General features: G+C 59.1%; 17 protein-coding genes and 5 tRNA genes. 2 read left to right on the forward strand and 20 right to left on the reverse strand.

Going from position 1 to position 23,749, the window contains the following annotated elements:
- Positions 1–105: 105 nt before the first annotated feature.
- The 18 genes from fusA to B149_RS0108535 form a co-directional block, all read right to left on the reverse strand.
- A complete protein-coding gene (gene fusA / locus B149_RS0108450) occupies positions 106–2,178 on the reverse strand; it encodes an elongation factor G (RefSeq protein ID WP_026167533.1) in 2,073 nt (690 codons plus the stop codon).
- A gap of 20 nt (positions 2,179–2,198) precedes the next feature.
- Positions 2,199–2,669, reverse strand: a complete 471-nt coding sequence (gene rpsG, locus B149_RS0108455; protein ID WP_018124754.1) for a 30S ribosomal protein S7 — start codon at positions 2,667–2,669, stop codon at positions 2,199–2,201.
- A gap of 91 nt (positions 2,670–2,760) precedes the next feature.
- A complete protein-coding gene (gene rpsL, locus B149_RS0108460; protein ID WP_018124755.1) occupies positions 2,761–3,132 on the reverse strand; it encodes a 30S ribosomal protein S12 in 372 nt (123 codons plus the stop codon).
- A gap of 180 nt (positions 3,133–3,312) precedes the next feature.
- A complete protein-coding gene (gene rpoC, locus B149_RS0108465; RefSeq protein WP_018124756.1) occupies positions 3,313–7,452 on the reverse strand; it encodes a DNA-directed RNA polymerase subunit beta' in 4,140 nt (1,379 codons plus the stop codon).
- A 73-nt stretch (positions 7,453–7,525) separates the two neighbouring features.
- Positions 7,526–11,644, reverse strand: coding sequence for a DNA-directed RNA polymerase subunit beta (gene rpoB, locus B149_RS0108470; protein ID WP_018124757.1), 4,119 nt, complete (start codon positions 11,642–11,644; stop codon positions 7,526–7,528).
- 290 nt (positions 11,645–11,934) lie between these two features.
- Positions 11,935–12,324 carry a 50S ribosomal protein L7/L12 gene (gene rplL / locus B149_RS0108475; RefSeq protein WP_018124758.1) on the reverse strand — a complete coding sequence of 130 codons (390 nt, stop codon included), beginning with the start codon at positions 12,322–12,324 and terminating at the stop codon, positions 11,935–11,937.
- Between the two features lie 42 nt (positions 12,325–12,366).
- Complete coding sequence (gene rplJ / locus B149_RS0108480; protein WP_018124759.1) at positions 12,367–12,888, reverse strand: 50S ribosomal protein L10; 522 nt, start codon at positions 12,886–12,888, stop codon at positions 12,367–12,369.
- 139 nt (positions 12,889–13,027) lie between these two features.
- Positions 13,028–13,735, reverse strand: coding sequence for a 50S ribosomal protein L1 (gene rplA, locus B149_RS0108485; RefSeq protein WP_018124760.1), 708 nt, complete (start codon positions 13,733–13,735; stop codon positions 13,028–13,030).
- Positions 13,736–13,749: 14 nt separating this feature from the next.
- On the reverse strand, positions 13,750–14,175 hold the full coding sequence (rplK, locus tag B149_RS0108490; RefSeq protein ID WP_018124761.1) for a 50S ribosomal protein L11: 426 nt from the start codon (positions 14,173–14,175) through the stop codon (positions 13,750–13,752).
- Between the two features lie 54 nt (positions 14,176–14,229).
- Positions 14,230–14,790 (reverse strand): transcription termination/antitermination protein NusG, encoded by a 561-nt coding sequence (gene nusG, locus B149_RS0108495; protein WP_018124762.1) that lies wholly within the window; start codon positions 14,788–14,790, stop codon positions 14,230–14,232.
- A 23-nt stretch (positions 14,791–14,813) separates the two neighbouring features.
- On the reverse strand, positions 14,814–15,071 hold the full coding sequence (gene secE, locus B149_RS0108500) for a preprotein translocase subunit SecE (protein WP_018124763.1): 258 nt from the start codon (positions 15,069–15,071) through the stop codon (positions 14,814–14,816).
- Between the two features lie 27 nt (positions 15,072–15,098).
- Positions 15,099–15,175: transfer RNA gene (locus B149_RS0108505), tRNA-Trp, on the reverse strand.
- A gap of 13 nt (positions 15,176–15,188) precedes the next feature.
- Positions 15,189–15,338 carry a 50S ribosomal protein L33 gene (gene rpmG, locus B149_RS0108510; RefSeq protein ID WP_018124764.1) on the reverse strand — a complete coding sequence of 50 codons (150 nt, stop codon included), beginning with the start codon at positions 15,336–15,338 and terminating at the stop codon, positions 15,189–15,191.
- Between the two features lie 3 nt (positions 15,339–15,341).
- Entirely contained in the window at positions 15,342–16,535 is a 1,194-nt protein-coding gene (gene tuf, locus B149_RS0108515) for an elongation factor Tu (RefSeq protein ID WP_018124765.1), read from the reverse strand.
- 52 nt (positions 16,536–16,587) lie between these two features.
- Positions 16,588–16,663 (reverse strand) — tRNA-Thr (locus B149_RS0108520).
- A gap of 52 nt (positions 16,664–16,715) precedes the next feature.
- Positions 16,716–16,792 (reverse strand) — tRNA-Gly (locus B149_RS0108525).
- 54 nt (positions 16,793–16,846) lie between these two features.
- Positions 16,847–16,932 (reverse strand) — tRNA-Tyr (locus B149_RS0108530).
- Positions 16,933–16,939: 7 nt separating this feature from the next.
- Positions 16,940–17,015, reverse strand: a tRNA-Thr gene (locus B149_RS0108535).
- Between the two features lie 326 nt (positions 17,016–17,341).
- On the opposite strand from B149_RS0108535, the gene B149_RS0108540 reads away from it, so the two are divergent.
- Complete coding sequence (locus B149_RS0108540) at positions 17,342–18,325, forward strand: tRNA dihydrouridine synthase (RefSeq protein WP_018124766.1); 984 nt, start codon at positions 17,342–17,344, stop codon at positions 18,323–18,325.
- Positions 18,326–18,411: 86 nt separating this feature from the next.
- The gene (locus B149_RS0108545) at positions 18,412–19,374 is read left to right on the forward strand and encodes a chemotaxis protein (RefSeq protein ID WP_018124767.1); all 963 of its coding nucleotides are present in this window, start codon (positions 18,412–18,414) and stop codon (positions 19,372–19,374) included.
- Positions 19,375–19,454: 80 nt separating this feature from the next.
- Here the strand turns inward: B149_RS0108545 and alaS are convergent, their stop codons facing one another.
- Entirely contained in the window at positions 19,455–22,091 is a 2,637-nt protein-coding gene (alaS, locus tag B149_RS0108550) for an alanine--tRNA ligase (protein ID WP_018124768.1), read from the reverse strand.
- 91 nt (positions 22,092–22,182) lie between these two features.
- Positions 22,183–23,238, reverse strand: a complete 1,056-nt coding sequence (gene recA / locus B149_RS0108555; RefSeq protein ID WP_018124769.1) for a recombinase RecA — start codon at positions 23,236–23,238, stop codon at positions 22,183–22,185.
- Positions 23,239–23,749 lie beyond the last annotated feature (511 nt).

A 23,749-nucleotide genomic window follows, 5' to 3' on the forward strand; every position in this document is an offset into this window, starting at 1 on the left:
AATGGTGGTCTCCGAATGACTGCTGGAGTCAAAGCGGTCGGGCAACCTATCTGATGACAGGTGCCTACGTCAAGGAAGCCCGACTTATGCTTGAAGACTCAGCGATCAGTTCTTCTTGATTATTTCCTCTGCCAAGCTGGCGGGCACTTTCTCGTAATGATCGAACTGCATGGTGAAGGTCGCGCGGCCCTGCGTCTTGGAACGAAGGTCGGTTGCGTAACCGAACATTTCGGACAGGGGGACGTTGGCGCGAACAGCCTGCACGCCGGGACGGGCTTCCATTTCGCCCACCCGACCGCGACGGCCGTTCAGGTCACCCATGACATCGCCGAGGTATTCCTCGGGGGTGACCACTTCAACAGCCATGATCGGCTCGAGCAGTGCCGGAGCAGCCTTGCTGCAAGCCTCTTTGATCGCCATGGAACCGGCGATGTAGAAGGCCTGCTCACTGGAGTCGACGTCGTGGTACGAACCGAACACCAGCTTAACTTTCAGGTCGACGACCGGGAAGCCGGCGTAAACACCGGTTTTCAGGGCATCCTGAATACCCTTGTCGACGGCCGGAATATATTCTTTCGGAATCACGCCGCCCTTAATCTCGTCGGAGAACTCGTATCCTTCTTCGGAGTTGGGTTCCACTTCGAGAACGACGTGACCGTACTGACCGCGACCACCGGACTGCTTGGCGTGCTTCACGTCAACCTTCACCGGCTTGGTGATGGTTTCGCGGTAGGCAACCTGCGGGGCGCCCACGTTCGCGTTGACGTTGAATTCGCGCAGCAGGCGGTCAACGATGATCTCAAGGTGCAGCTCGCCCATACCGGCGACCAGGGTCTGGCCGGTGTCGTCGTCACTCTTGACGCGGAAACTGGGGTCTTCCTTGGCGAGCTTGGCCAGGGCGTTGGTGAGCTGATCACGGTCGGCCTTGGTCTTGGGCTCAATGGCAACCTCGATGACCGGCTCGGGAACCTCAAGGGATTCCAGAACGATCGGGTTCTTGAGGTCGGCCAGGGTGTCACCGGTGGCGACGTGCTTCAGACCAACGGCGGCAACGATGTCACCGGCGTAGGCTTCTTTGATCTCCTCACGCTTGTCTGCATGCATCTTCAGCAGGCGGCCGATGCGCTCCTTCTTGCCGGAAGCGCCGTTCATGACGCTGTCGCCGGAGACGATCTTGCCGGAGTAGATGCGCAGGAAGCTCAGGTGGCCGACGAAGGGGTCGGTCATGAGCTTGAACGCCAGAGCCGCGAGGGGCTTGTCGTCGTCGCATTCGCAAGGGACGTCTTCACCGGTGTCCGGATTCAGGCCGACAATGGCCTTAACGTCCAGCGGGGAAGGCAGGTAGTCCACAACAGCGTCGAGGAGCATCTGCACGCCCTTGTTCTTGAATGCGCTGCCGCAGAGCACGGGGCAGATGGCCAAGGCGTTGGTAGCCTTGCGAACACCTTCACGAAGTTCTGCCGGGGTCAGGTCTTCGCCGCCGAGGTACTTTTCGAGGAGATCCTCGTCTTCTTCGGCGATGGCTTCGATCATTTCACCGCGCAGCTCTTCGAACTGCTCCTGGTATTCGGCCGGAATTTCCTCGGTGAGGTATTCCTTACCCATGGCGCGGTTGTCGGCATAAACGAAGGCCTTGCCTTCGATCAGGTCGACGACGCCGATGAATTCGTCCTCCGAGCCCATGGGGATCTGCAGGGGAACGGCCTTGGAACCGAGACGGTTCTTGATCATGTCGCAGGCGCGGAAGAAGTTGGCGCCGATACGGTCCATCTTGTTAACGAATGCGATACGGGGAACGCCATAACGGTCCGCCTGACGCCAAACGGTTTCGGACTGCGGCTCAACACCGGCAACGGAGTCGAAGACCGCCACGGCACCATCGAGGACGCGAAGCGCGCGCTCGACTTCCATGGTGAAGTCCACGTGGCCGGGAGTGTCAATGATGTTGACGCGGTGATCGCGCCAGAAACACTGGGTGGCAGCAGAGGTAATGGTAATGCCGCGTTCCTGCTCCTGGGCCATCCAGTCCATGGTGGATTCGCCGTCATGTGTTTCACCAATTTTGTGAGACACACCGGTGTAGAAGAGGATACGCTCAGTGGTGGTAGTCTTGCCCGCATCGATGTGGGCCATGATACCAATATTGCGCTGTTTATCTCTGGGAACCTGTCTTGGCACTGTACTATTCCTCTCTGAAGCTACCAGCGGTAGTGTGCAAAGGCCTTGTTGGCCTCAGCCATCTTGAGCGTGTCTTCACGCTTCTTGACGGCACCACCACGGTTATTGAAAGCGTCAAGCAGTTCACCGGAAAGACGCGAAATCATGCCCTTTTCGCCGCGGCCACGCGAATATGCGATGAGCCAGCGGATTGCGAGGGCGACCTGACGGTCGGGGCGCACTTCCATGGGAACCTGATACGTCGCACCGCCCACACGCCTGGACTTGACTTCCAGGGAGGGCTTGACGTTGTCCAGGGCCTTCTCGAAAGCCTTGACGGGTTCTTCGTTGGTCTTTTCGCCGAGGACTTCGAGAGCCTGGTAGAAAATTCTTTCCGCGGTGCTCTTCTTACCGTCGAGCATGAGGCGGTTGATGAACCTGGTGATCAGCTTGCTGCCGTACACCGGATCCGGCAGAATCTGCCGCTTGGGGACTGGGCCTTTACGAGGCATAGCCTTCTCCTGAATTTTGGCCGGGGGGACATTATTTCGGATGCCTCATCCTACTTTGTCGTCGCACCCTGGGCATTACGAACGAATGAATCTACTTGGGACGCTTTGCGCCGTACTTGGAACGGCCGCGGCGACGATCGGCGACGCCGGAGGTGTCGAGGGAACCGCGAACGATGTGGTAACGCACACCGGGAAGGTCCTTGACACGACCGCCGCGGATCAGAACCACGGAGTGTTCCTGAAGGTTGTGACCTTCGCCGCCGATGTAGGCGGTCACTTCGATACCGTTGGTCAGACGCACACGGGCAACCTTGCGAAGCGCGGAGTTCGGCTTCTTGGGAGTCGTGGTATAGACCCTGGTGCAGACGCCGCGGCGCTGCGGGCACTCGTGCAGTGCGGGGGTCTTTTTGCGCTTGACCATCTTGTTCCGCTTGTTGCGGATCAACTGATTGATGGTGGGCATTCTTCCTCCAATTTTGATTCCAGACTTCCCTGCCAACGAGGGCAAAGAGGACCGTCTGTATTCTCAAAACAAACAGCTTGTCAAGGTTTTTCTCCTTGACAGCCGCCTTCCATAAAAAAGGCCGGAGGAGTCGGGCTCCTCCGGCCGGGTGGATTATGATGGGCCCGGGCCCTGCTCGATCTACACGAGCAACGGGTTTTCCTCCAGTTCTTCGAGGAACTTGTCGGAACGTTCGGGCTGTTCGGGCACAACGATGTCGGTGTTGGCGTAACGGCGGTAACCGGTACCTGCCGGAACCAGACGGCCGACGATCACGTTTTCCTTCAAGCCGCGCAGGTAGTCGGACTTGCCGCGCAGCGCGGCTTCGGTCAGCACCTTGGTGGTCTCCTGGAAGGAGGCCGCGGAGATGAAGGAGTCGGTGGACAGGGATGCCTGCGTGATTCCGAGGACCAGATTCTGTGCCACGGCCGGGATACCTTCCTCGGCCACGATCTTCTGGTTCTCTTCCTGGAAGCGCTGCTTGTCCACCTGCTCGCCCATGAGGAAGCTGGTGTCGCCGGGATCGACGATGCTCACCTTCTTCAGCATCTGGCGAACGATGATCTCGATGTGCTTGTCGTTGATGTTAACGCCCTGGAAGCGGTACACGTCCTGAATTTCCTCAACGAGGTAGCGAGCAAGGTGCTTTTCGCCCTTGATCTTCAGGATGTCGTGCAGCTCGGGGCTGCCTTCGGTCATGAGGTCGCCGGCTTCGACAAAATCGCCGTCCGTAACCGTGATGTGCTTGCCCTTGGGAATGAGGTATTCGCGGGGCTCGCCGGTTTCGGGGGTGACGATGAGCTTGCGCTTGCCCTTGGTATCCGGGCCGAAGGTCACCACGCCGTCGATTTCGGAGACGACGCCCATGTCCTTGGGCTTGCGGACTTCGAAGAGCTCTGCAACGCGCGGCAGACCACCGACGATGTCCTTGGTCTTGGAAGACTCACGCGGCTTACGTGCGATGACGTCACCGGCGCGGACTTCGTCGCCGTCCTTGGCCATGAGAATCGCGCCCACGGGCATGGAAAAATGCGCCGGGGTTGCGGAGCCGGGACGGGTGAGCACCTTGCCGTCCTTGTCCACGATGGACAGCGCGGGACGGTAACTGGTGGTGCGGTATTCCATGACGGTGTAGGAGGATCTGGATGTGCGGTCCTCCTGCACGGTCTTGCCTTCTATGATGTCGTGGAAGCGGATGTAACCCGCCACGTCGGTGATGAACGGTTCGATGAACGGTTCCCACTCGGCCATGAGGGTGCCCTTCTTGACTTCCTGACCTTCCTCGACCATGAGACGCGCGCCCGAAGGCAGCACGTACTTTTCACGCTCGCGGCCCTGATCGTCCACGATGCCGACCTGGCAGCTCTTGCCGAGCACCATGACCTGGCCCTCGGAGTTGCTGACGGTGCGCATACGGGAGAAGGTCACGCGCCCCTGATGCTGGGCTTCAATGGTGGACTGCTCGATCTCCTTGGATGCGGTACCACCGATGTGGAAGGTACGCATGGTCAGCTGGGTACCGGGCTCACCGATGGACTGTGCCGCGATGATGCCGACGGTCTCGCCAACGTTGACCAGATGACCGCGGGCAAGGTCGCGTCCGTAGCAGTATGCGCAGACGCCCCGCTTGCTGCGGCAGGTCAGCGCCGAGCGGATCAGGATGGAGTTGATGCCCGCGTTGTCCAGCTTGTCGGCGTAGGCTTCATCGATGAGCGTATTGGCCGGAATGACCAGCTCGCCGGTGCCTTCGTCGTACACGTCGAACATGGTGACGCGTCCGAGCACACGCTCGGCCAGACGCTGCTTGATTTCACCACCCTTAATGTAGTGGGTGAGCTCAAGTCCGTCCACGGTGCCGCAGTCCTTCTCCGCGATGGTCACGTCCTGAACCACGTCCACGAGGCGACGGGTCAGGTAACCGGAGTTCGCGGTCTTGAGTGCGGTGTCCGCGAGACCCTTACGAGCGCCGTGAGTCGAGATGAAGTACTGCAGAATGGACAGACCTTCACGGAACGACGCGGTAATCGGCGTCTCGATGATCTCGCCGGAGGGCTTGGCCATGAGACCGCGCATACCTGCGAGCTGACGCATCTGGTCCTGGTTGCCTCGAGCGCCCGAGGTCGCCATCATGTAGATGGGGTTGAAGCTCGGGTTCTCTTCGGTCTTGCCGGTCTTCGGGTCCGAGATCACATCGATGGACATCTCCTGCATCATTTCATTGGAGACATCATTGGTGGTCTTGGTCCAGACGTCGACGACCTTATTGTATTTCTCGGTACGGGTGATGATGCCGTCCCGGAACTGGTTTTCAATGGTCTCCACCTCGGCGGTGGCGGTACCGATGAGCTCCGGCTTCTTGTCCGGAATCTTCAGGTCCTGCACCGCAATGGTCACGCCCGCGCGGGTGGCGTACTCGTAACCGAGGTCCTTGAGCTTGTCGCAGAGAATGACCGAGGCCTTGGTGCCTGCCAGACGGTAGGCACCGCCGACCAGACGGCCGATGTTCTTCTTGTTCAGCGTGCAGTTGACCAGATCAAAGGGCAGCTTGCCCGGGATGATCGCGTGCACGAGGATGCGACCGCAGGTGGTTTCCTCCAGCTTGCCGTCAATACGCACCTTGATGCGCGAATGCAGGCTGATGACGCCGGCGTCGTTGGCGCGGATGACCTCATCCGGATCCGAGAAGATCATGCCTTCACCCGGCTCGAAGGAACGCGGGCTGGTCAGGTAGTACAGACCAAGCACGATGTCCTGCGAGGGGTTGATGACCGGCGAGCCGTTGGAGGGGCTCATGATGTTGTTGGAACTCATCATCAGCACGCGGCACTCGATCTGCGCCTCTACGGAGAGAGGCACGTGCACGGCCATCTGGTCACCGTCGAAGTCCGCGTTGTATGCGGAGCAGACGAGCGGGTGCAGCTGAATGGCCTTGCCTTCGACGAGCAGCGGCTCGAAAGCCTGAATGCCGAGGCGGTGCAGCGTCGGTGCGCGGTTGAGCATGATGGGATATTCGCGGACCACGTCCTCCAGGATGTCCCAGACAACAAGGTCTTCGCGCTCGACCATCTTCTTGGCGCTCTTAATGGTGGTGGCGATTTCGCGCTTTTCAAGCTCGGAATAGATGAACGGCTTGAACAGCTCCAGCGCCATCTTTTTGGGCAGGCCGCACTGGTGCAGCTTCAGCTTGGGGCCGACCACGATGACCGAACGACCGGAGTAGTCGACGCGCTTGCCGAGCAGGTTCTGACGGAAGCGGCCCTGCTTGCCCTTGATCATGTCGGAAAGCGACTTGAGCGGACGACCGTTGGTGCCGGTGATGGCCCGGCCGCGGCGTCCGTTGTCGAACAGGGCGTCAACGGATTCCTGCAGCATGCGCTTTTCGTTGCGGATGATGATCTCGGGCGCGCCGAGTTCCAGCAGCCTGCGCAGGCGGTTGTTCCTGTTGATGACCCTGCGGTACAGGTCGTTGAGGTCCGAGGTGGCAAAACGGCCGCCGTCCAAGGGGACGAGCGGGCGCAACTCGGGCGGAATGACCGGAATCACTTCCATGATCATCCACTCGGGCTTGTTGCCGGATTCGAGGAATGCCTCGACGATCTTGAGTCGCTTGGTAAGTTTCTTCTTCTTGGTCTGCGAACGGGTGCTGCGGGATTCCTCGCGCAGTTCCACGCGCAGGGTCTCCAGGTCGAGCTGTTCCAGAAGACCCTTGATGGTCTCGGCGCCCATGCCCACTTCGATGGCGTCTTCGCCAAAGTGGTCGATAACCTGAAGGAACTGATCCTCGGAGATGACCTGCAGCTTTTTCAGTGGGGTCTCGCCGGGATCGAGCACGAGATAGGAATCGAAGTACAGAACCTTCTCCAGATCGGCCATGGTGATGTCCAGCAGGGTACCGATCTTGGAAGGCAGGGTCTTCAGAAACCAGATGTGCGCCACGGGAGCGGCAAGCTCGATGTGGCCCATGCGCTCGCGCCTCACCTTGGAGGCAATGACCTCGACACCGCACTTTTCGCACACGATGCCGCGGTGCTTCATGCGTTTGTATTTGCCGCAGTTGCACTCGTAGTCCTTCACGGGGCCGAAGATCTTGGCACAGAAAAGGCCGTCGCGCTCCGGCTTGAAGGTACGGTAGTTGATGGTCTCCGGCTTCTTGACCTCGCCGAAAGACCACTCCCTGATGCTCTCAGGGGCGGCTATTGATATCTGGATCGCCTTGAGTCCCTTGCCGTCCATATTGGCGTTAGGGGCTCCGCGCAGGGTGAACAGGTCGTCCAACGTCATCTGATAACCCTCTTGATCTAAAAGTTATCTTGACCCGGCCCCCCGCAAGGAGGGCCGGGTATATATATTTTGCTTAGCCGTTGCGGGTTTCCTCGTAAGGAATCCTGCGGTCGGCCTGCTTCACGGGTTTTTCCTCGTGCTTGAGCGTCACGTCGAGGCCGAGGGACATGAGTTCCTTGACCAGAACGTTGAAGGACTCGGGGAGTCCCGCTTCGAGGAAGTTGTCACCCTTGACGATCTTCTCGTACATCTTCACGCGGCCCTGCACATCGTCTGACTTGACGGTGAGGAACTCCTGCAGGAGATAGGCCGCGCCATAGGCTTCGAGAGCCCAGACTTCCATTTCACCGAGCCGCTGTCCGCCGAACTGGGCCTTACCGCCCAGAGGCTGCTGGGTGACCAGCGAGTACGGACCGGTGGAACGGGCGTGTATCTTTTCGTCAACAAGGTGGTGGAGCTTCAGCATGTACATGATGCCCACGGTCACCCTGTTGTGGAACGGCTCGCCGGTGCGTCCGTCGTACAGGACCATCTTGCCGTCGCGAGGCACGCGGGCACGGTCCAGCCAGTCCCAGATCTCCTCTTCCAACGCACCGTCGAAGACCGGAGTCTTGGCAACGATGCCGCGACGGACGCGACGCACGGCCTTGACGAACTCTTCGTCGTCCATCCCGTCCACGAGGGAAGCGATTTCATCGGACTTGAAGATGTCCTTGACCTCGTCGCGCACTTCGGAGAGCTGGTCGTGCTCGTCCATGTAGCGGTTGATCTGGCGGCCGAGTTCATATCCGGCCCAGCCCAGATGGGTTTCCATGATCTGCCCGATGTTCATACGGGAAGGAACGCCCAGCGGGTTGAGCACGATGTCCATCGGCGTGCCGTCGGCGAAGAAAGGCATGTCCTCTTCCGGCAGAATGCAGGAGACGACACCCTTGTTACCGTGGCGGCCCGCCATTTTGTCACCAACGTTGAGCTTGCGCTTAACGGCGACGTAGACCTTGACCATCTTGATGACGCCCGGGGGCAGATCGTCGCCTTCGGTGACTTTCTCGCGCTTGACGTCATAGATGTTCTTGATGGCCCGCACCTGATTCTCGTAGTCGGCAATCAGCTGCTTGACCTGGTCGTTGACCTCGGAATCGAAGATGCCGAGAAGCTTCTTGACCGGGACGCCGAACACGGCCTCGCGGGTCACCGGCTGACCGGGTTTTCCGAGCACGGCCTTGCGGGCGCCACTCAGCTCCCTGGCGAAGGTGGTACCTTCTGCTGCCTGCCAGATCTTCTCGCGGGTCTCGTCGGAAAGCGCAGCGATGTGCTTGCTTTCCTTGGCGTCGAACTTGGACAGCTCCCATTCCTCGATGGACTTGGTACGCTCGTCCTTCTCGCCGGAGCGACGGTTGAAGACCTTGACATCGACGACGGTGCCGTCGATTCCCGGCGGGACCTTGAGGGACGTGTTCTTCACGTCGCGGGCCTTGTCGCCGAATATCGCGCGCAGCAGCTTTTCCTCGGGGGTCAGCTGCGTCTCGCCCTTGGGCGTGATCTTACCGACCATGATGTCGTCGGGCTTGACGCGCGCGCCGATGCGGATGATGCCGCAATCGTCGAGGTTTCGCAGCATCTCTTCGGAAACGTTCGAGATGTCGCGGGTTATTTCTTCGGGTCCGAGCTTGGTGTCACGGGCGACGACTTCGAACTCCTCGATGTGAATCGAGGTGTAGACGTCTTCCTTGACCATACGCTCGGAGATGAGGATGGAGTCCTCGAAGTTGAAACCGCACCAGGGCATGAACGCCACGAGCAGGTTCTTGCCGATGGCAAGCTCGCCGTCTTCAATGGCCGGACCGTCCGCAAGAACGTCGCCCTTCTTGACCTTCTGCCCCACCTGTACGCGGGAACGCTGGCCGAAGCAGGAGTTCTGGTTGGACTTGTGCCACTTCTGCAGCTCGTAGTGCTTGGTGCCGCCCGTGGCAGGGGAGAATCCGTTGCCGTAGTTGAGGATCAGGCGCTCGGCGTCCACGTAGTGGACGAGACCGTCTTCCTCGGCAAGGATGCATGCTCCGGAGTCGCGGGCAACAATGCCTTCCATACCGGTTCCGACCAGCGGTTCCTCGGCACGCAGCAGAGGCACTGCCTGGCGCTGCATGTTGGAACCCATGAGTGCACGGTTCGCGTCGTCGTGCTCAAGGAACGGAATCAGCGCGGCGGAGATCGAAACGATCTGGGACGGGCTGATGTCCATAAGGGTCACGTCTTCACGAAGCGACATCTGGACGTCGCCGGTGATGCGGGTCTGGACACGCGGGTTCGCGAAGGTGCGGTCTTCGGCGATGATGGAGTTGGCCTGAGCCACCACCTCGCCGGCTTCGCGGGACGCGTCCATATATATGACATCGTCCGTTACCTGATGGTCCTTGACCACGCGGTACGGAGTTTCGATGAATCCGTAGTCGTTGACCTTGGCGTAGCAGGTCAGGGACACGATCAGACCGATGTTCGGGCCTTCCGGCGTTTCAATCGGGCAGATGCGTCCGTAGTGCGACGTATGCACGTCGCGAACCTCGAACCCTGCGCGTTCGCGGGTCAGACCGCCGGGGCCCAGTGCGGACAGGCGGCGCTTGTGAGTGACCTCGGAAAGCGGGTTGGTCTGGTCCATGAACTGCGAGAGCTGGGAGGTTCCGAAGAACTCCTTGAGCACCGCGGCCACGGGCTTGGGGTTGATGAGGTCGTGGGGCATGAGCGTGGCGACTTCCTGCAGGCTCATGCGCTCCTTGATGGCGCGCTCCATGCGGACAAGGCCGATGCGATACTGGTTCTCCACCAGTTCGCCGACAGGACGCACACGGCGGTTGCCGAGGTGGTCGATGTCGTCGGCCGGGCCGTGCTCGTCCTTGAGGCGGATGAGCTCTCTGATGGCCTGGAGGATGTCGTTGTTGCTCAGGGTCCGCAGGTCCTTGTCCTCATCCACGCCGAGGCGGGAATTGAGTTTGTACCGACCGACCGTGGAGAGGTCGTAGTAGTCGGAACTGCGGAAGAGGTTTTCGAAGAAGCTGGATGCGACTTCGGGCGTCGGCGGCGAACTGGGCCGCAGACGGCGGTATATCTCGATCTGAGCTGTCTCGGTGTCCGTGGTCTTGTCCAGCATGAGGCTGTCGCGCAGGGACGAGGAGACGCCGGAACCCTTGGTGTGCAGAACGGGCAGGTCGGTAACGCCTGCTTCGATCAGCTTGGTCAGGGATTCAGCGCTGATTTCCTCGGCAGCCTGAACGAGCACTTCGCCGTTGCTGTCGACAATATCGCGTGCGGCAAACAGTCCGATGGGCGCGTCGGGATCGACTTCGATCCACTCCACGCCTGCGCGGATGAGTTTGCGCCAGGCTCCCTTCGTGATGAGGGCGCCTTTTTTGGTGACCACCTTGTCACCCGCTTCAAGGTCGATGTGCGCCGGTTCCTTGCGGAACTGGTTTTCAACGACCTTGCGCTCGACCTTGCCGTTGGCAATGCTGTATTCTTCGACATCATAGAAGAAGTTGAGAATGTCGGCACTGGTCATGCCCATGGCCTTGAGCAGCACCGTGCAGGGCATCTTGCGACGGCGGTCGATACGCACGTGCAGGATGTCCTTGTGGTCGAAGTCGAAGTCGAGCCACGATCCCCTCATGGGGATGACGCGGGCGGAATACAGAACCTTGCGGCTGGAGTGCGACTTGCCGGAATCATGTTCGAAGATGATACCGGGGCTGCGCTGCAGCTGGTTGACGATGACGCGCTCGGTGCCGTTTATGACAAACGTGCCCTTCTCGGTCATCAGCGGCAAGGTGCCGAAGTAGATGTCCTGTTCCTTGATGTCGCGAATGGTGCGATTCTCGGTTTCCTCGTCCACGTCGAAAACCACAAGGCGGACCTTGATCCGCAGCGGGGTTTCGTAGGTGAGGCCCTTCGAGATACACTCGTCGACGTCGTACTTGGGTTCGCCTATTTCATAGCTGACGAACTCAAGACTTGCCGTACGGTTGAAGTCCTCGATGGGAAAAACCGAACGAAAAACACCTTCGAGGCCGAGGTCGCCCCGGCTGGCCGGAGAAACTTCGTCTTGAAGGAATCGTTTGTAGGAATCCACCTGCAGTTCGAGCAGGTGGGGAAAAGGCAAGGTATTTTCGATCTTACCGAAATACTTTCTGAGCTGACCCATTGTACCCTCATGCCGTACGTTTGCTGTTGGGATGGATGCTCGGCTTGGACGCTGGCCCTCAACGGCCGGTTTCAGCCTAGGACGCCGAAACGACTTATGGAAATCGGGTGGCAGTGCAATCTCCGCGCACGCTGTGCACGAAAAACGAAGACCCCGGTCACCCGGTGACCGGTCTCTTCATAACCAAAAGTCAAAGCGAATTCTGACAGTATATACACAGACAGGACAAAGAGCGCAACACCCTTACAAAGGGCTTGCGCTCTTTGTTCTGTATATTGAAATCGCTGAGCTTACTTGACTTCAACTTCAGCGCCAGCTTCTTCAAGCTGCTTTTTGGCTTCTTCGGCTTCGTCCTTGGAAGCGCCTTCCTTGAGCGGCTTCGGAGCTTCGTCGACGATGGCCTTGGCTTCTTTGAGGCCGAGACCGGTGATGGCGCGAACAGCCTTGATGACGGCGATCTTGTTGCCGCCGGGGCTCTTCAGGACCACGTCGAATTCGGTCTTTTCTTCTTCTTCAGCGCCTTCTGCGCCACCAGCGGCCGGAGCGGCCATGACGGCGGCGGCCGGAGCAGCGGCTTCAACGCCGAACTTCTCTTCCAGCTCGCTGATAAACTCGGACAGTTCCAGAACGGTCATGTTGCCGATGAACTCGACAACCTGCTCTTTGGTGATGTCAGCCATTGTTTTCCTCCTGGGAAATCGATTCGCTTTTTTTGGTTCCGGTTACGCGGTTTCCTGCTGGTCCTTAATAGCAGTAAGGGCCCAGAGGAGCTTGCGCTGCACATTGGCAAACAGGCACACGAAGTTTCTCGGGACAGCCTGCATGGTGCCGAGCATGGAGCTGAGGAGCTCCGGCCTGCTGGGCATCTTGGCGAGCTCTTTCACCGCCGCTTCGTCAAGATACTTGCCCTCAAGGGATGCGAACTTCAGCTCGAATTTCTTCGAGGTCTTGGCGAAATCCGCAAGCGCCTTGGCTGCTGCTACGGGATCATCGTAGCCCAGCGCAACTGCGCAGTTTTCCTTGAACTGCTCCGAGAGGTGTTCGTGATCGGTACCTTCCAGAGCCAACCGGGCCAGGGTATTCTTGACGACCTGGTAGTCTACGCCGACTTCATTGAGCTTGTCGCGAAGGACGTTCGTCTCTTCAACGCTCATGCCCTTGAAATCGGAGACGACGGCAATACTCGCCTTCGAGGCCCTCTCGTTGAGGCTCTCGATGATCTGAGCTTTCTCTTGCCTATTCATCCCAACTCCTAGTCGTTCGGCCCGGAAAGCGAGTCAGTTTGTCTCGGCAGAATTTAAGGGTCGCCCCACCTGCTTTCTCTGACACAACTTCCCGTGCTGTATTCATTCCCGGTCGAAAACCGACCGGGAGGTCCACTATTTACGCGCCGATGAAACGGCGAACCGACAGGGGGTCGACCTTAACGCCGGGGCCCATGGTCGTGGCGATGGCCACAGCCTTCATGTAGGTGCCCTTGGCGGAGGACGGCTTCATGCGGTTGATGGTGTCGAGCAACGTGCGCAGATTGTCCTGGAGCTTTTCAGCGCCGAAGGAAACCTTGCCGATGGGAGCGTGCAGGACGCCTGCCTTGTCCACCTTGAACTCGACCTTACCGGCCTTGAGTTCGGAGATGGCGTTGCCGATTTCGAAAGTTACGGTTCCGGTCTTGGCGTTGGGCATCATGCCGCGGGGGCCGAGCACCTTACCGATGCGGCCGACGAGCGCCATCATGTCCGGGGTGGCCACGGCCTTGTCGAACTCGAGCCATCCGCCCTGAATCTTCTCGACCAGGTCATCGGCACCGACGATGTCGGCTCCGGCTTCCTTGGCTTCGGCTTCCTTGTCGCCCTTACAGAAGGCGGCGACGCGGACGTCCTTGCCGAGGCCGTGGGGCAGGCTGACTGCACCACGAACCATCTGATCGGAATACTTCGGGTCAACACCAAGGTTGATGGCGACATCCACGGTTTCGTCAAACTTGGCGAAAGCATTGTCGATGGCGATCTGGAGACCAGCTTCGACGTCGTGCTTTGCCGTGGTGTCGGTACCTTCCACAGCGTTGCGGTATTTCTTTCCGTGCTTGGGCATTGCTTGTATCCTCACTAACCCTTGACTTCGAGGCCCATGCTGCGGGCGGTGCCTTCGATGGTGATCATGGCGGCCTCGACATCGCGGGCGTTCAGATCGGGCATTTTCAGTTCCGCAATTTCGCGAATCTGAGCCTTGGTGACCTTGCCGACCTTTTTCTTGTTGGGCTCACCGGATCCCTTTTCGATCTTGGCAGCCTTGCGCAGCAGAACCGCCGCCGGGGGAGTCTTGGTGATGAAGGTGAAGGAGCGGTCCGCAAAGACGGTGATGATCACCGGGATGATCATGCCCTTCTGGTCCTGCGTCTTGGCATTGAATGCCTTGCAGAATTCCATTATGTTCACGCCGTGCTGGCCCAGAGCCGGACCAACCGGAGGCGACGGGTTCGCCGAGCCGGCGGGAATCTGCAGCTTGATCTTTCCGATTTCTTTCTTGGCCATCGTATCGTTCCTTAATGAATAAATTCGCTATGGTGGTAGCGATTGGAACGGTCGTTATCCCTTGTCGACCTGGACGAAGTCCAGTTCCACGGGAGTCTGACGACCGAATATGGACACGGAGACGCGGAGTTTGCCCTTATCGTAGTTGACTTCCTCGACCACGCCGTTGAAGCCGCTGAAGGGGCCGTCGATGACGCGCACGTCGTCGCCGCGCTCAAAGTTGTACTTGGGACGAGGCTTTTCCTGACGGGATTCCATCATGGAAAGGATGTTCTTGGCCTCGCTGTCCCGCATCGGAGTGGGTCGGTTCTTGCCGCCCACAAACCCGGTCACCCGGGGAATAGACTGAATCAGGTGCCAGGAGTCGTCCGTCAGGACCATCTTGATCATGACGTACCCGGGGTAGAACTTCCGGGTAGACGTGCGCTTCTCGCCCTTGACCATCTCCACGACCTTTTCGGTGGGCATGACAACCTCCTCGATGAGGCCTTTGTCCTGCCCTGTCCGCATCATTTCGCGGATGGTCTGCTCGACGCGCTGTTCGAATCCGGAATAGGTATGGACGATATACCACCGTCCGTTCCCTGTGGATTCTGTCCTGTCTTCTGTGCTCATGACTTCAGTCTTCCTGTGGGACTTTAGGACAGGATTGCTTCGACCAGCTTACTGAGGCCAAAGTCAACGATGCCCAGGTACAACGCTATGACCAGGGTAACGACGAGGACGGCGATGCAGGTGGTGGTTGTCTCCTTGCGGGAGGGCCAGACCACCTTCTTTATCTCGACCTTGGATTCCTCGAAGAAGGTCCGCAGTTCCCTGCCCTTCTCCACAAGTCCGCCGCCAGCCGGCTTTTCGGCCTGCTGCGCGGCGGAATTTTTGCCCTTTTTCTTGGCCATAACGATATCTATCCCAGTAAAATTGAGTGGCAGGGGTGGAGGGATTCGAACCCCCAACCTCCGGTTTTGGAGACCGGCACTCTAGCCGTTCGAGTTACACCCCTGCTCTATCGAAGACTACTTGGACTCTTTGTGAACCGTGTGCTTCCTGTCCCAGGGACAGAATTTCTTCAGTTCGATACGTCCAGTAGTGTTCTTCTTGTTCTTCCGAGTAGCGTAGTTCTTACGCTTGCACTCGGTGCACTGCAACTGAATGTTGACGCGCATGCCTTACTCCAGGATTTCGGTCACGACACCCGCGCCGACGGTGCGGCCGCCTTCGCGAATGGCGAAACGCAGGCCCTGCTCCATGGCGATGGGGGCGATCAGTTCGACGGTGAAGGTCGCGTTGTCGCCGGGCATGACCATCTCGACTCCGTCTTCCAAGGTAACCACGCCGGTGACGTCGGTCGTACGGAAGTAGAACTGCGGACGGTAGCCGGAGAAGAACGGGGTGTGACGTCCACCTTCGTCCTTGGACATGACGAACACTTCTGCCTTGAACTTGGTGTGCGGGGTGATGGAGCCGGGACGGGCAGCAACCTGACCGCGTTCGACTTCGTCACGCTTGATGCCGCGAAGCAGCAGACCGACGTTGTCACCAGCCTGACCCTGGTCGAGGATCTTGCGGAACATTTCCACACCGGTGCAGGTGGTCTTCTGGGTGTTCTTGATGCCGATGATTTCGATTTCTTCACCCACGTTGATGATGCCGCGCTCAACACGACCGGTGACGACGGTGCCGCGACCGGAGATGGAGAAGACGTCTTCGATGGGCATCAGGAACGGCTTGTCCACGTCGCGCTCGGGCTCGGGGATGTAGCTGTCCAGGGCGTCAAGCAGTTCGTAGATCGGCTTGGCGTCATCGGAGTCGGCGGAATCGGCTTCCAGGGCCTTCAGGGCAGAGCCGAGAATGACCGGGCAGTCGTCGCCGGGGAAGTCGTACTTGGAGAGCAGTTCGCGAACTTCGAGTTCCACGAGTTCGAGCAGCTCTTCGTCGTCGACCATGTCGCACTTGTTCAGGAACACGACCATGGCGGGGACGCCGACCTGACGACCGAGCAGGATGTGCTCGCGAGTCTGGGGCATCGGACCGTCGGTGGCGGCGACGACGAGGATAGCGCCGTCCATCTGCGCAGCACCGGTGATCATGTTCTTAACGTAGTCCGCGTGACCCGGGCAGTCCACGTGAGCGTAGTGACGGGTAGCGGTTTCGTACTCAACGTGAGCGGTGGCGATGGTGATGCCGCGCTCTTTTTCTTCCGGAGCCTTGTCGATTTCGTCAAAGGCCACGTACTCGCCGTGTCCGGCCATGGCGGCCAGCTTAGTCACGGCGGCAGTCAGAGTGGTCTTGCCGTGGTCGATGTGGCCGATGGTTCCAACGTTTACGTGCGGCTTACTCCGCTCGAATTTAGCCTTTCCCATGGTAGTTTCCCCCTGAAAGTCTCGTTTAGGTTTCTCTCAGTTATAAAATGTATGGAGCCCACAGGCAGACTTGAACTGCCGACCTCGTCCTTACCAAGGACGCGCTCTACCGCCTGAGCTATGTGGGCCTTCCAGCTTCGCTTTGGGAGAAATGGATTGGACGGGGTGACAATATGCGGGTGGAGCGGGAAACGAGACTCGAACTCGCAACCCTCAGCTTGGAAGGCTGATGCTCTAGCCAATTGAGCTATTCCCGCTCACTCCTGTAGTCCGTCAGCAAATCCATGCCTCCTACAGCGTGGCTTTCAATGTGGTGGTGGGGGGAGGATTCGAACCTCCGAAGGCGAATGCCGACAGATTTACAGTCTGTTCCCTTTGGCCACTCGGGAACCCCACCACTGTACTGGAGCTGGCGATGGGACTTGAACCCGCAACCTGCTGATTACAAGTCAGCTGCTCTACCAATTGAGCTACGCCAGCTCGCGAGCGATGACCTATATCCGCTCATTTGGTAGAACGCAAGGATTATTTTCAACAACCCTTTGCGTGGGTGCCCCGTTTCGCCCGAGGACGTGGCTCTTTACTTAGAGAACTCCGATCTTGTCAACCCTTCACCACCATTTTTCTGAAAAAACCCTCATTTTTTCCATATTATCCCGAAATGAGGTTCAGACTATCATGCCGATTCCACTCGCTCTATCATATCATTATATATATGGCGAGCTCTCCACTTCCCTGCCACGTCGCCATTTTTTCCTGTCCCTTTGCTTTACACCCCGGCCGGGGCGGCTTATGAGCATCCCGTCATGAACGCATTCAGCATCACACCTTCCGAACCATGGCTGGCTCCGCTGGCGGGATATTCCGACCTGCCCTTCAGGCTGCTCTGCCAGCAATACGGCTGCGCGGTGACCAACTCCGAAATGGTCAGCGTCAAGGGGCTTCACTTCCAGAGTTCCGGTACGGTTCGGCTTCTGCAGACCTGCCCGGAAGACTCCCCTATGGTTCTTCAGCTCTTCGGATCGGAACCCGAGCTGTTCGGTCCGGTCATGGAACAGCTCGTCGAACAGGGCTTCCGCAACTTCGATCTCAATGCCGGATGCCCCGTGCGCAAGGTTCTCAAATCCGGCTCCGGCTGCGGCCTCATGCGCGACCTTGATTTGCTCGTATCCATTGCGAAGGTCATGGTCCGAAAGGCAGCAGCCCATCCGGACGGGGGGCGCGTCGGCGTCAAATTCCGCCTCGGTTTCGAAAACGGCGATGACCGCTTCATTGAACTCGCCCAGCGACTTGAGGACATAGGCGTGGACTGGGTGACCATGCACCCGCGCTACGGCAAGCAGATGTTCACCGGCGACGCAGACTGGTCGCGGCTGAAAGAGCTGAAGGAAGCGGTCTCCATTCCGGTTGTTGGCTCGGGTGATCTTTATACTGCGCATGATGGTGTGCGGTGCCTGGAAACCACTGGCATCGACGCAATCATGTTTGCCCGCGGCGCCATGTTCGACCCCGCGATTTTCAATCGGTTCCGTGACGCTTTTGCCGGTCGCCCCGTCAGCTCCATGGACGGCGAACAACTCATCCAGATAGTCCGCGAACACATCCGCCTCACGCGAGAGTACGAAGGCACAGAACGTTCATTCCGGAAAATTCGCTCCATTATCCCACGATATGCCAAGGGCCTTGAAGGCATCCGCGCCTTCCGCAACGATCTGGTAGCCTGCGAGAATTGGGAAGAGCTCGACGAGGTAGTGAGCACCATACGGGATATGCGACCAGCGGAGCGCTGAAAAAACCTCGTATTGACGAACACCTGTCACTGCGTTTAACTATCTGTTGACGTGCTATTGCAACTACACTGAATCAAGGAAGCACCATGCCCCAGACCACCGACATTCTTCTTGAGGCCGGAACCAACGAACTGGAAATCGTCGAGTTCTACCTTGAGGAAGAGCCCCGAGGGGAGAAGGACGGCGAGTCCTACAAGGCTTTCTACGGCGTGAACGTGGCCAAGGTTCTTGAGATCATCAGGATGCCTGAAGTTACCGAGATGCCAGAAGTTTCTCACCCAGCCGTACTCGGAGCCTTCAACCTGCGCTCGCGCATTATCCCGCTTCTGGACCTGGCCTCCTGGCTCAAGAAGAAACGCGTGGAAAACGAGCCGCCCAAGGTCATCGTCACCGAGTTCAACAACGTGACCTCGGCCTTCATGGTCTCCGGTGTGACACGCATTCACCGTATCAGCTGGGAGGATGTGGAGGCACCCAACAAGTACGTGTCCGCCCTGTCCAGCGACTCCATTACCGGCGTGGTCAAATTTCAGGACCGCATGGTTTTCATACTTGACCTCGAACGCATCGTGGCCGAGCTGAATCCGGACCTCTCGCTCAAGCTGGATGACAACATCAGCTTCGACGAAGAAACCGGCTACCGCGCCCTGATCTCCGACGACTCCCCGCTGATCCGCGAAATGATCCGCGACCTGCTCGTGCAGGCCGGATACAAGGTCGAAAAGACCAACAACGGCAAGGAATGCTGGGACCGCCTTCAGGAGATCAAGGAATCCGCCAAGGCCGACGGCCGCCCGATCACGGACTACGTACAGGTGGTTATCTCCGACATTGAGATGCCGGTCATGGACGGGCACAGCCTGACCCGACACATCAAGGAAGACCTCGCCCTGCGTGACCTTCCAGTCATTCTCTTTTCGTCCCTGATCACCGAGCGGCTTCGCCACAAGGGGGAATCCGTGGGGGCGGACGATCAGATATCCAAACCCGAGATCACCCAGCTCGCTCTGCGCGCCGCCAAGCTTATCGAAGGCGCCGAGGAAGGCTGACTCCCTCCCGATTTCAAGCAATAAAAAAACCCCGTTCGGCTCGCCGAACGGGGTTTTTTTATTGCTTATGGTCAGACGGGCTAGCCGATAAGCTCCTTGACCTTGGCAAGCGCAGCGTCGATACCTGCGGGATTCGAACCGCCCGCACGGGCCAGGTCCGGACGACCGCCGCCGGAACCGCCCACTTCCGCAGCCACGGGCTTGATGAGTTCGCCCGCCTTGAAACGGTCGTGGAGGTCCTTGGTGACCGCGATGGCCAGCGAGACCTTGCCGCCCTCATGTTCAGCCGTCAGGGCGATGATGCCGGAGTCCATGCGGGAGCGCAGGTCGTCGAGCTGGTCGAGGATGACCTTCATGTTGGGCGCTTCGAGGCGCGCGGCCAGCACCTTCACGCCGCCGATTTCCTCGGTCTCCGACATGAGGTCGCGACCCGCGCCGGAAGCCAGCTTGGCCTGAAGTTTTTCCATCTCCTTGGACATTTCCTTGACCTGCTTCTGCAACGCGGAAAGCTTTTCGGGCAGATCTTCGGGCTTGGCCTTCAGCATCTTTGCGGCTTCCTCGGCAGCCTTGCGGCGACCGTTGAAGTACTCCAGCGCGTTGGCGCCGGTGGCTGCCTCGATGCGGCGAATGCCGGCGGCCACGCCGCTTTCGGACAGGATGGCGAAGGTGCCGATCTGCCCGGTATTCTCAAGGTGCGTGCCGCCGCAGAGTTCCATGGACACGCCGGGCACTTCGACAACGCTCACGTCGGCCTCGTACTTCTCGCCGAACAATGCGGTGGCGCCCTTTTCGCGTGCGGCCTCTATGCTCATGATTTCTCGCACCACCGGGCTGGCATCGAGAATGGCGCGGTTCACGCGCTCTTCTATGTCCGCAATCTCCTCGGGAGTAAGCGCCTTGATGTGGGTGAAGTCGAACCGCAGACGGTCCGGGCCGACCAGCGAACCGGCCTGATTGGCGTGATCGCCCAGCACGGCCTTCAGTGCAGCGTGCAGCAGGTGCGTGGCGGTGTGGTTGCGTGCAGAGGCCAGACGCTGCTCGCGATTCACCGTCATGACGGCGGTTTCGCCGGTCTTGATCTCGCCTTCATCCACGAGCAGACGATGGCCGGTCAGCGCGGGCGCGGGCTTCACGGTGTCCGCCACTTCCGCCTTGCCGGAGGGCGTCTCCACCAGTCCCTGATCGCCAAGCTGTCCGCCGGATTCACCGTAGAACGGGGTCAGCTGCGTGACCAACCAGCCGGACTCGCCGGCCTTGATGGATTCGACACGCTCACCGCTCTCGCTCAGCAGCGCCACCACGGTGGATTCTGCCGCGAGAGCGTCATAGCCGGTGAAATCGCAGGTGAGGGACTCTTCCAGCAGAGTCTGGAACGTGGAGGCCACGTCCTTTTCGCCGGACCCCTTCCAAGCCTTCTTGGAGCGCTCCTTCTGCTCGTCCATCAGCTTGTTGAAACCGGGTTCGTCAACGCCGAGGCCTCGCTTTTCAGCCACGTCGTTCACGATGTCGATGGGAAATCCGTAGGTGTCGTAGAGCTGGAAGACCACTTCGCCCGGAACAATGGACGCCTTCTGCGCCACCAGTCGGTCGAGGTCGGTTTCGAGCATTTCCAATCCCTTGTCGAGGGTCTTGGCAAAACGCTCCTCTTCCTCCCTGACCACCTTGACCATGAAGTCACGATGCTCGTTCAGTTCGGGATAGTGCCCGCCCATGTCATCGCAGACCTTGGAGGCGGTCTTGTACAGGAACGATTCGTCAAAGCCGAGCATCCGTCCGAAACGGTAGGCGCGGCGAATCAGGCGGCGCAGCACGTAACCGCGGCCCTCGTTGGACGGCAGCACCTGATCCGGAATCAGGAAGGCAATGGCGCGGGAGTGGTCGGCAATGACCCGAAGCGCGGTGTCCTTGTCACAGTCGTCACCGTACTTCACGCCCGCCATGTCCGCGGTGTGATTGATGATGGAAAGGAACAGGTCGGTGTCGTAGTTGGAGTACACGCCCTGACACACCGCAGCGATGCGCTCCAGCCCCATGCCGGTGTCGATGGACGGACGCGGCAGGTCCGTGCGGGTGCCGTCAGCCGCCTGATCGTACTGCATGAACACGAGGTTCCAGATCTCAAGATACCGATCGCAATCGCATTGCCCGATGCCGCAATCCGGACCGCAGCACATGTGCTCGCCCTGATCGATATGCACCTCGGAACAGGGACCGCAAGGCCCGGTGTCGCCCATGGACCAGAAGTTGTCCTTCTCGCCCAGTCGATAAATGCGCTCGGAAGGGACGTCGCACAGGCGCTTCCACATCTCGCCCGCTTCATCGTCGTCCTTGTAGATGGTGATGTACAGCTTGTCCTTGGGCAGGCCCAGCTCTTCAGTCAGGAACTCCCAGCAGAACTTGATGGCGTCTTCCTTGAAATAATCGCCGAACGAGAAGTTGCCGAGCATCTCGAAGAAGGTGTGGTGCCGCGCGGTGCGCCCCACGTTCTCAAGGTCGTTGTGCTTGCCGCCCACACGCAGGCACTTCTGCGAGGTGGTGGCGCGGGAATAGCCCCGCTTCTCCTGCCCGAGGAACAGGCGCTTGAACTGCACCATTCCCGCATTGGTAAACAGAAGCGTCGGGTCATCCTTGGGAATGAGCGGCGAGGATTCCACGATCGTGTGGCCCTTGCTCTCGAAATATTTAAGGAAACGTTCACGAATTTCTTGGGCTTTCATTATCGGTCACTCCGAAGAAAAAGGTTCTCTCCTATACGGCGAAACGCCCCAACAACCATGCCGGGGCGCTTTTCCATACAGTATATGTCGTCTAAGACTCGCCTTCAGTCTCCCCGGCCTCTTCCGTCACCGGAAGGATGCCGAGATGTTCCTTGAGCTTTTGCTCGATGCGCTGGGCGATGTCCGGATTTTCCTGAAGGTACTGGCGCACATTCTCTTTGCCCTGGCCGAGGCGCTCCGATCCGAAGGCGTACCACGCCCCGGACTTGTCCACGACCTTGGCCTCCACCCCCATGTCGAGCAGCTCGCCCTCTCGCGATATGCCCGTGCCATAGAGAATATCCATCTGCGCCTCACGGAACGGCGGAGCCACCTTGTTCTTGATGACCCTAACCCGCGCCCGGATGCCGTAGGCCTCGTCCTTGTCCTTGAGCGTCTGGATGCGCCGGATGTCCATGCGTACCGAAGAATAGAACTTGAGCGCGTTGCCGCCCGTGGTGGTCTCGGGGCTGCCATAGCCCGTCATGCCGATCTTCATGCGGATCTGGTTGATGAAAACCACCGCGCACTTGGACTTGTGGATCGAGCCCGTCAGCTTGCGAAGCGCATGCGACATCAGCCGCGCCTGGCTTCCCACCTGCGTCTCTCCCATCTGCCCCTCAAGCTCGGACTGGGGAATCAACGCCGCCACCGAGTCAATCACCACAATGTCCACGGCATTGGAACGAACCAGCAGATCCGCAATCTCCAACGCCTGCTCACCGTAGTCCGGCTGCGAAATCAGAAGGTCCTCGGTGTTCACGCCCAGACGCTTCGCATAATTCATATCAAGAGCATGCTCGGCATCCACAAACGCCGCCGTGCCGCCACCCTTCTGCGTCTCCGCAACAAGGTGCAACGACAATGTCGTCTTACCAGAAGATTCCGGCCCGTAGACCTCAATCACGCGGCCCTTGGGAACTCCGCCCACACCCAAAGCCATGTCCAGACCGATCGAGCCCGTAGGAATCGTCGGAACTTCGGGAATGGCATCGTCATCAAGACGCATGATGGCACCCTTGCCATACTTGCGCTCAATCGTGGTAATTGCGGTCCCGAGCGCCTCTTTGCGCATTTCCTCGGGACTGAGTGTCGGTTTCCTCGCCATGATATCTCCTTGATGCGGCCCGATCCGGACCGTTTGCGGCGTCAAGCGTTGAGCAACCATCGGTCAATACCAGATACCCACAAAGCGCGCAACGACACGGTACGCGCCCCAAAGAACCAAACGCAGGCCTCCGGCGGGTCTCCGACGGGCCCTTCAGGCGGACCAAAGGGGCGGCCCCCCTTTGGAATCCCTGAGTTGTCAGCGGCGTTGCAGCTCCCGGGTCCATGCGACCGCACAATTCGCGTTCTGGCTGCAACCCCGCTGACGGGGATTTATGGTTCTGTGCGTTTTGGCTTACGGACTGCTTAAATCAAACTTAATCCTTGGAAACTCCTTCNGCGAACAGGTTCCCCCTCAGAACTCCCAACAGAGCATCGAATCCCGCCAACCAAGTACCGCAACAATGCCGATCGAGGCCTAGAGGCTCTTTTGGCCGGTCACGCAGGTCCGGGTGGTGTTTGTATCCACAAACGTTTCACCCGGAGCAGTGACCGCGCCATAGAGCCTCTCG

Origin of the sequence: Desulfovibrio oxyclinae DSM 11498 (assembly GCF_000375485.1) — a bacterium.
GTDB lineage: Bacteria > Desulfobacterota > Desulfovibrionia > Desulfovibrionales > Desulfovibrionaceae > Pseudodesulfovibrio > Pseudodesulfovibrio oxyclinae.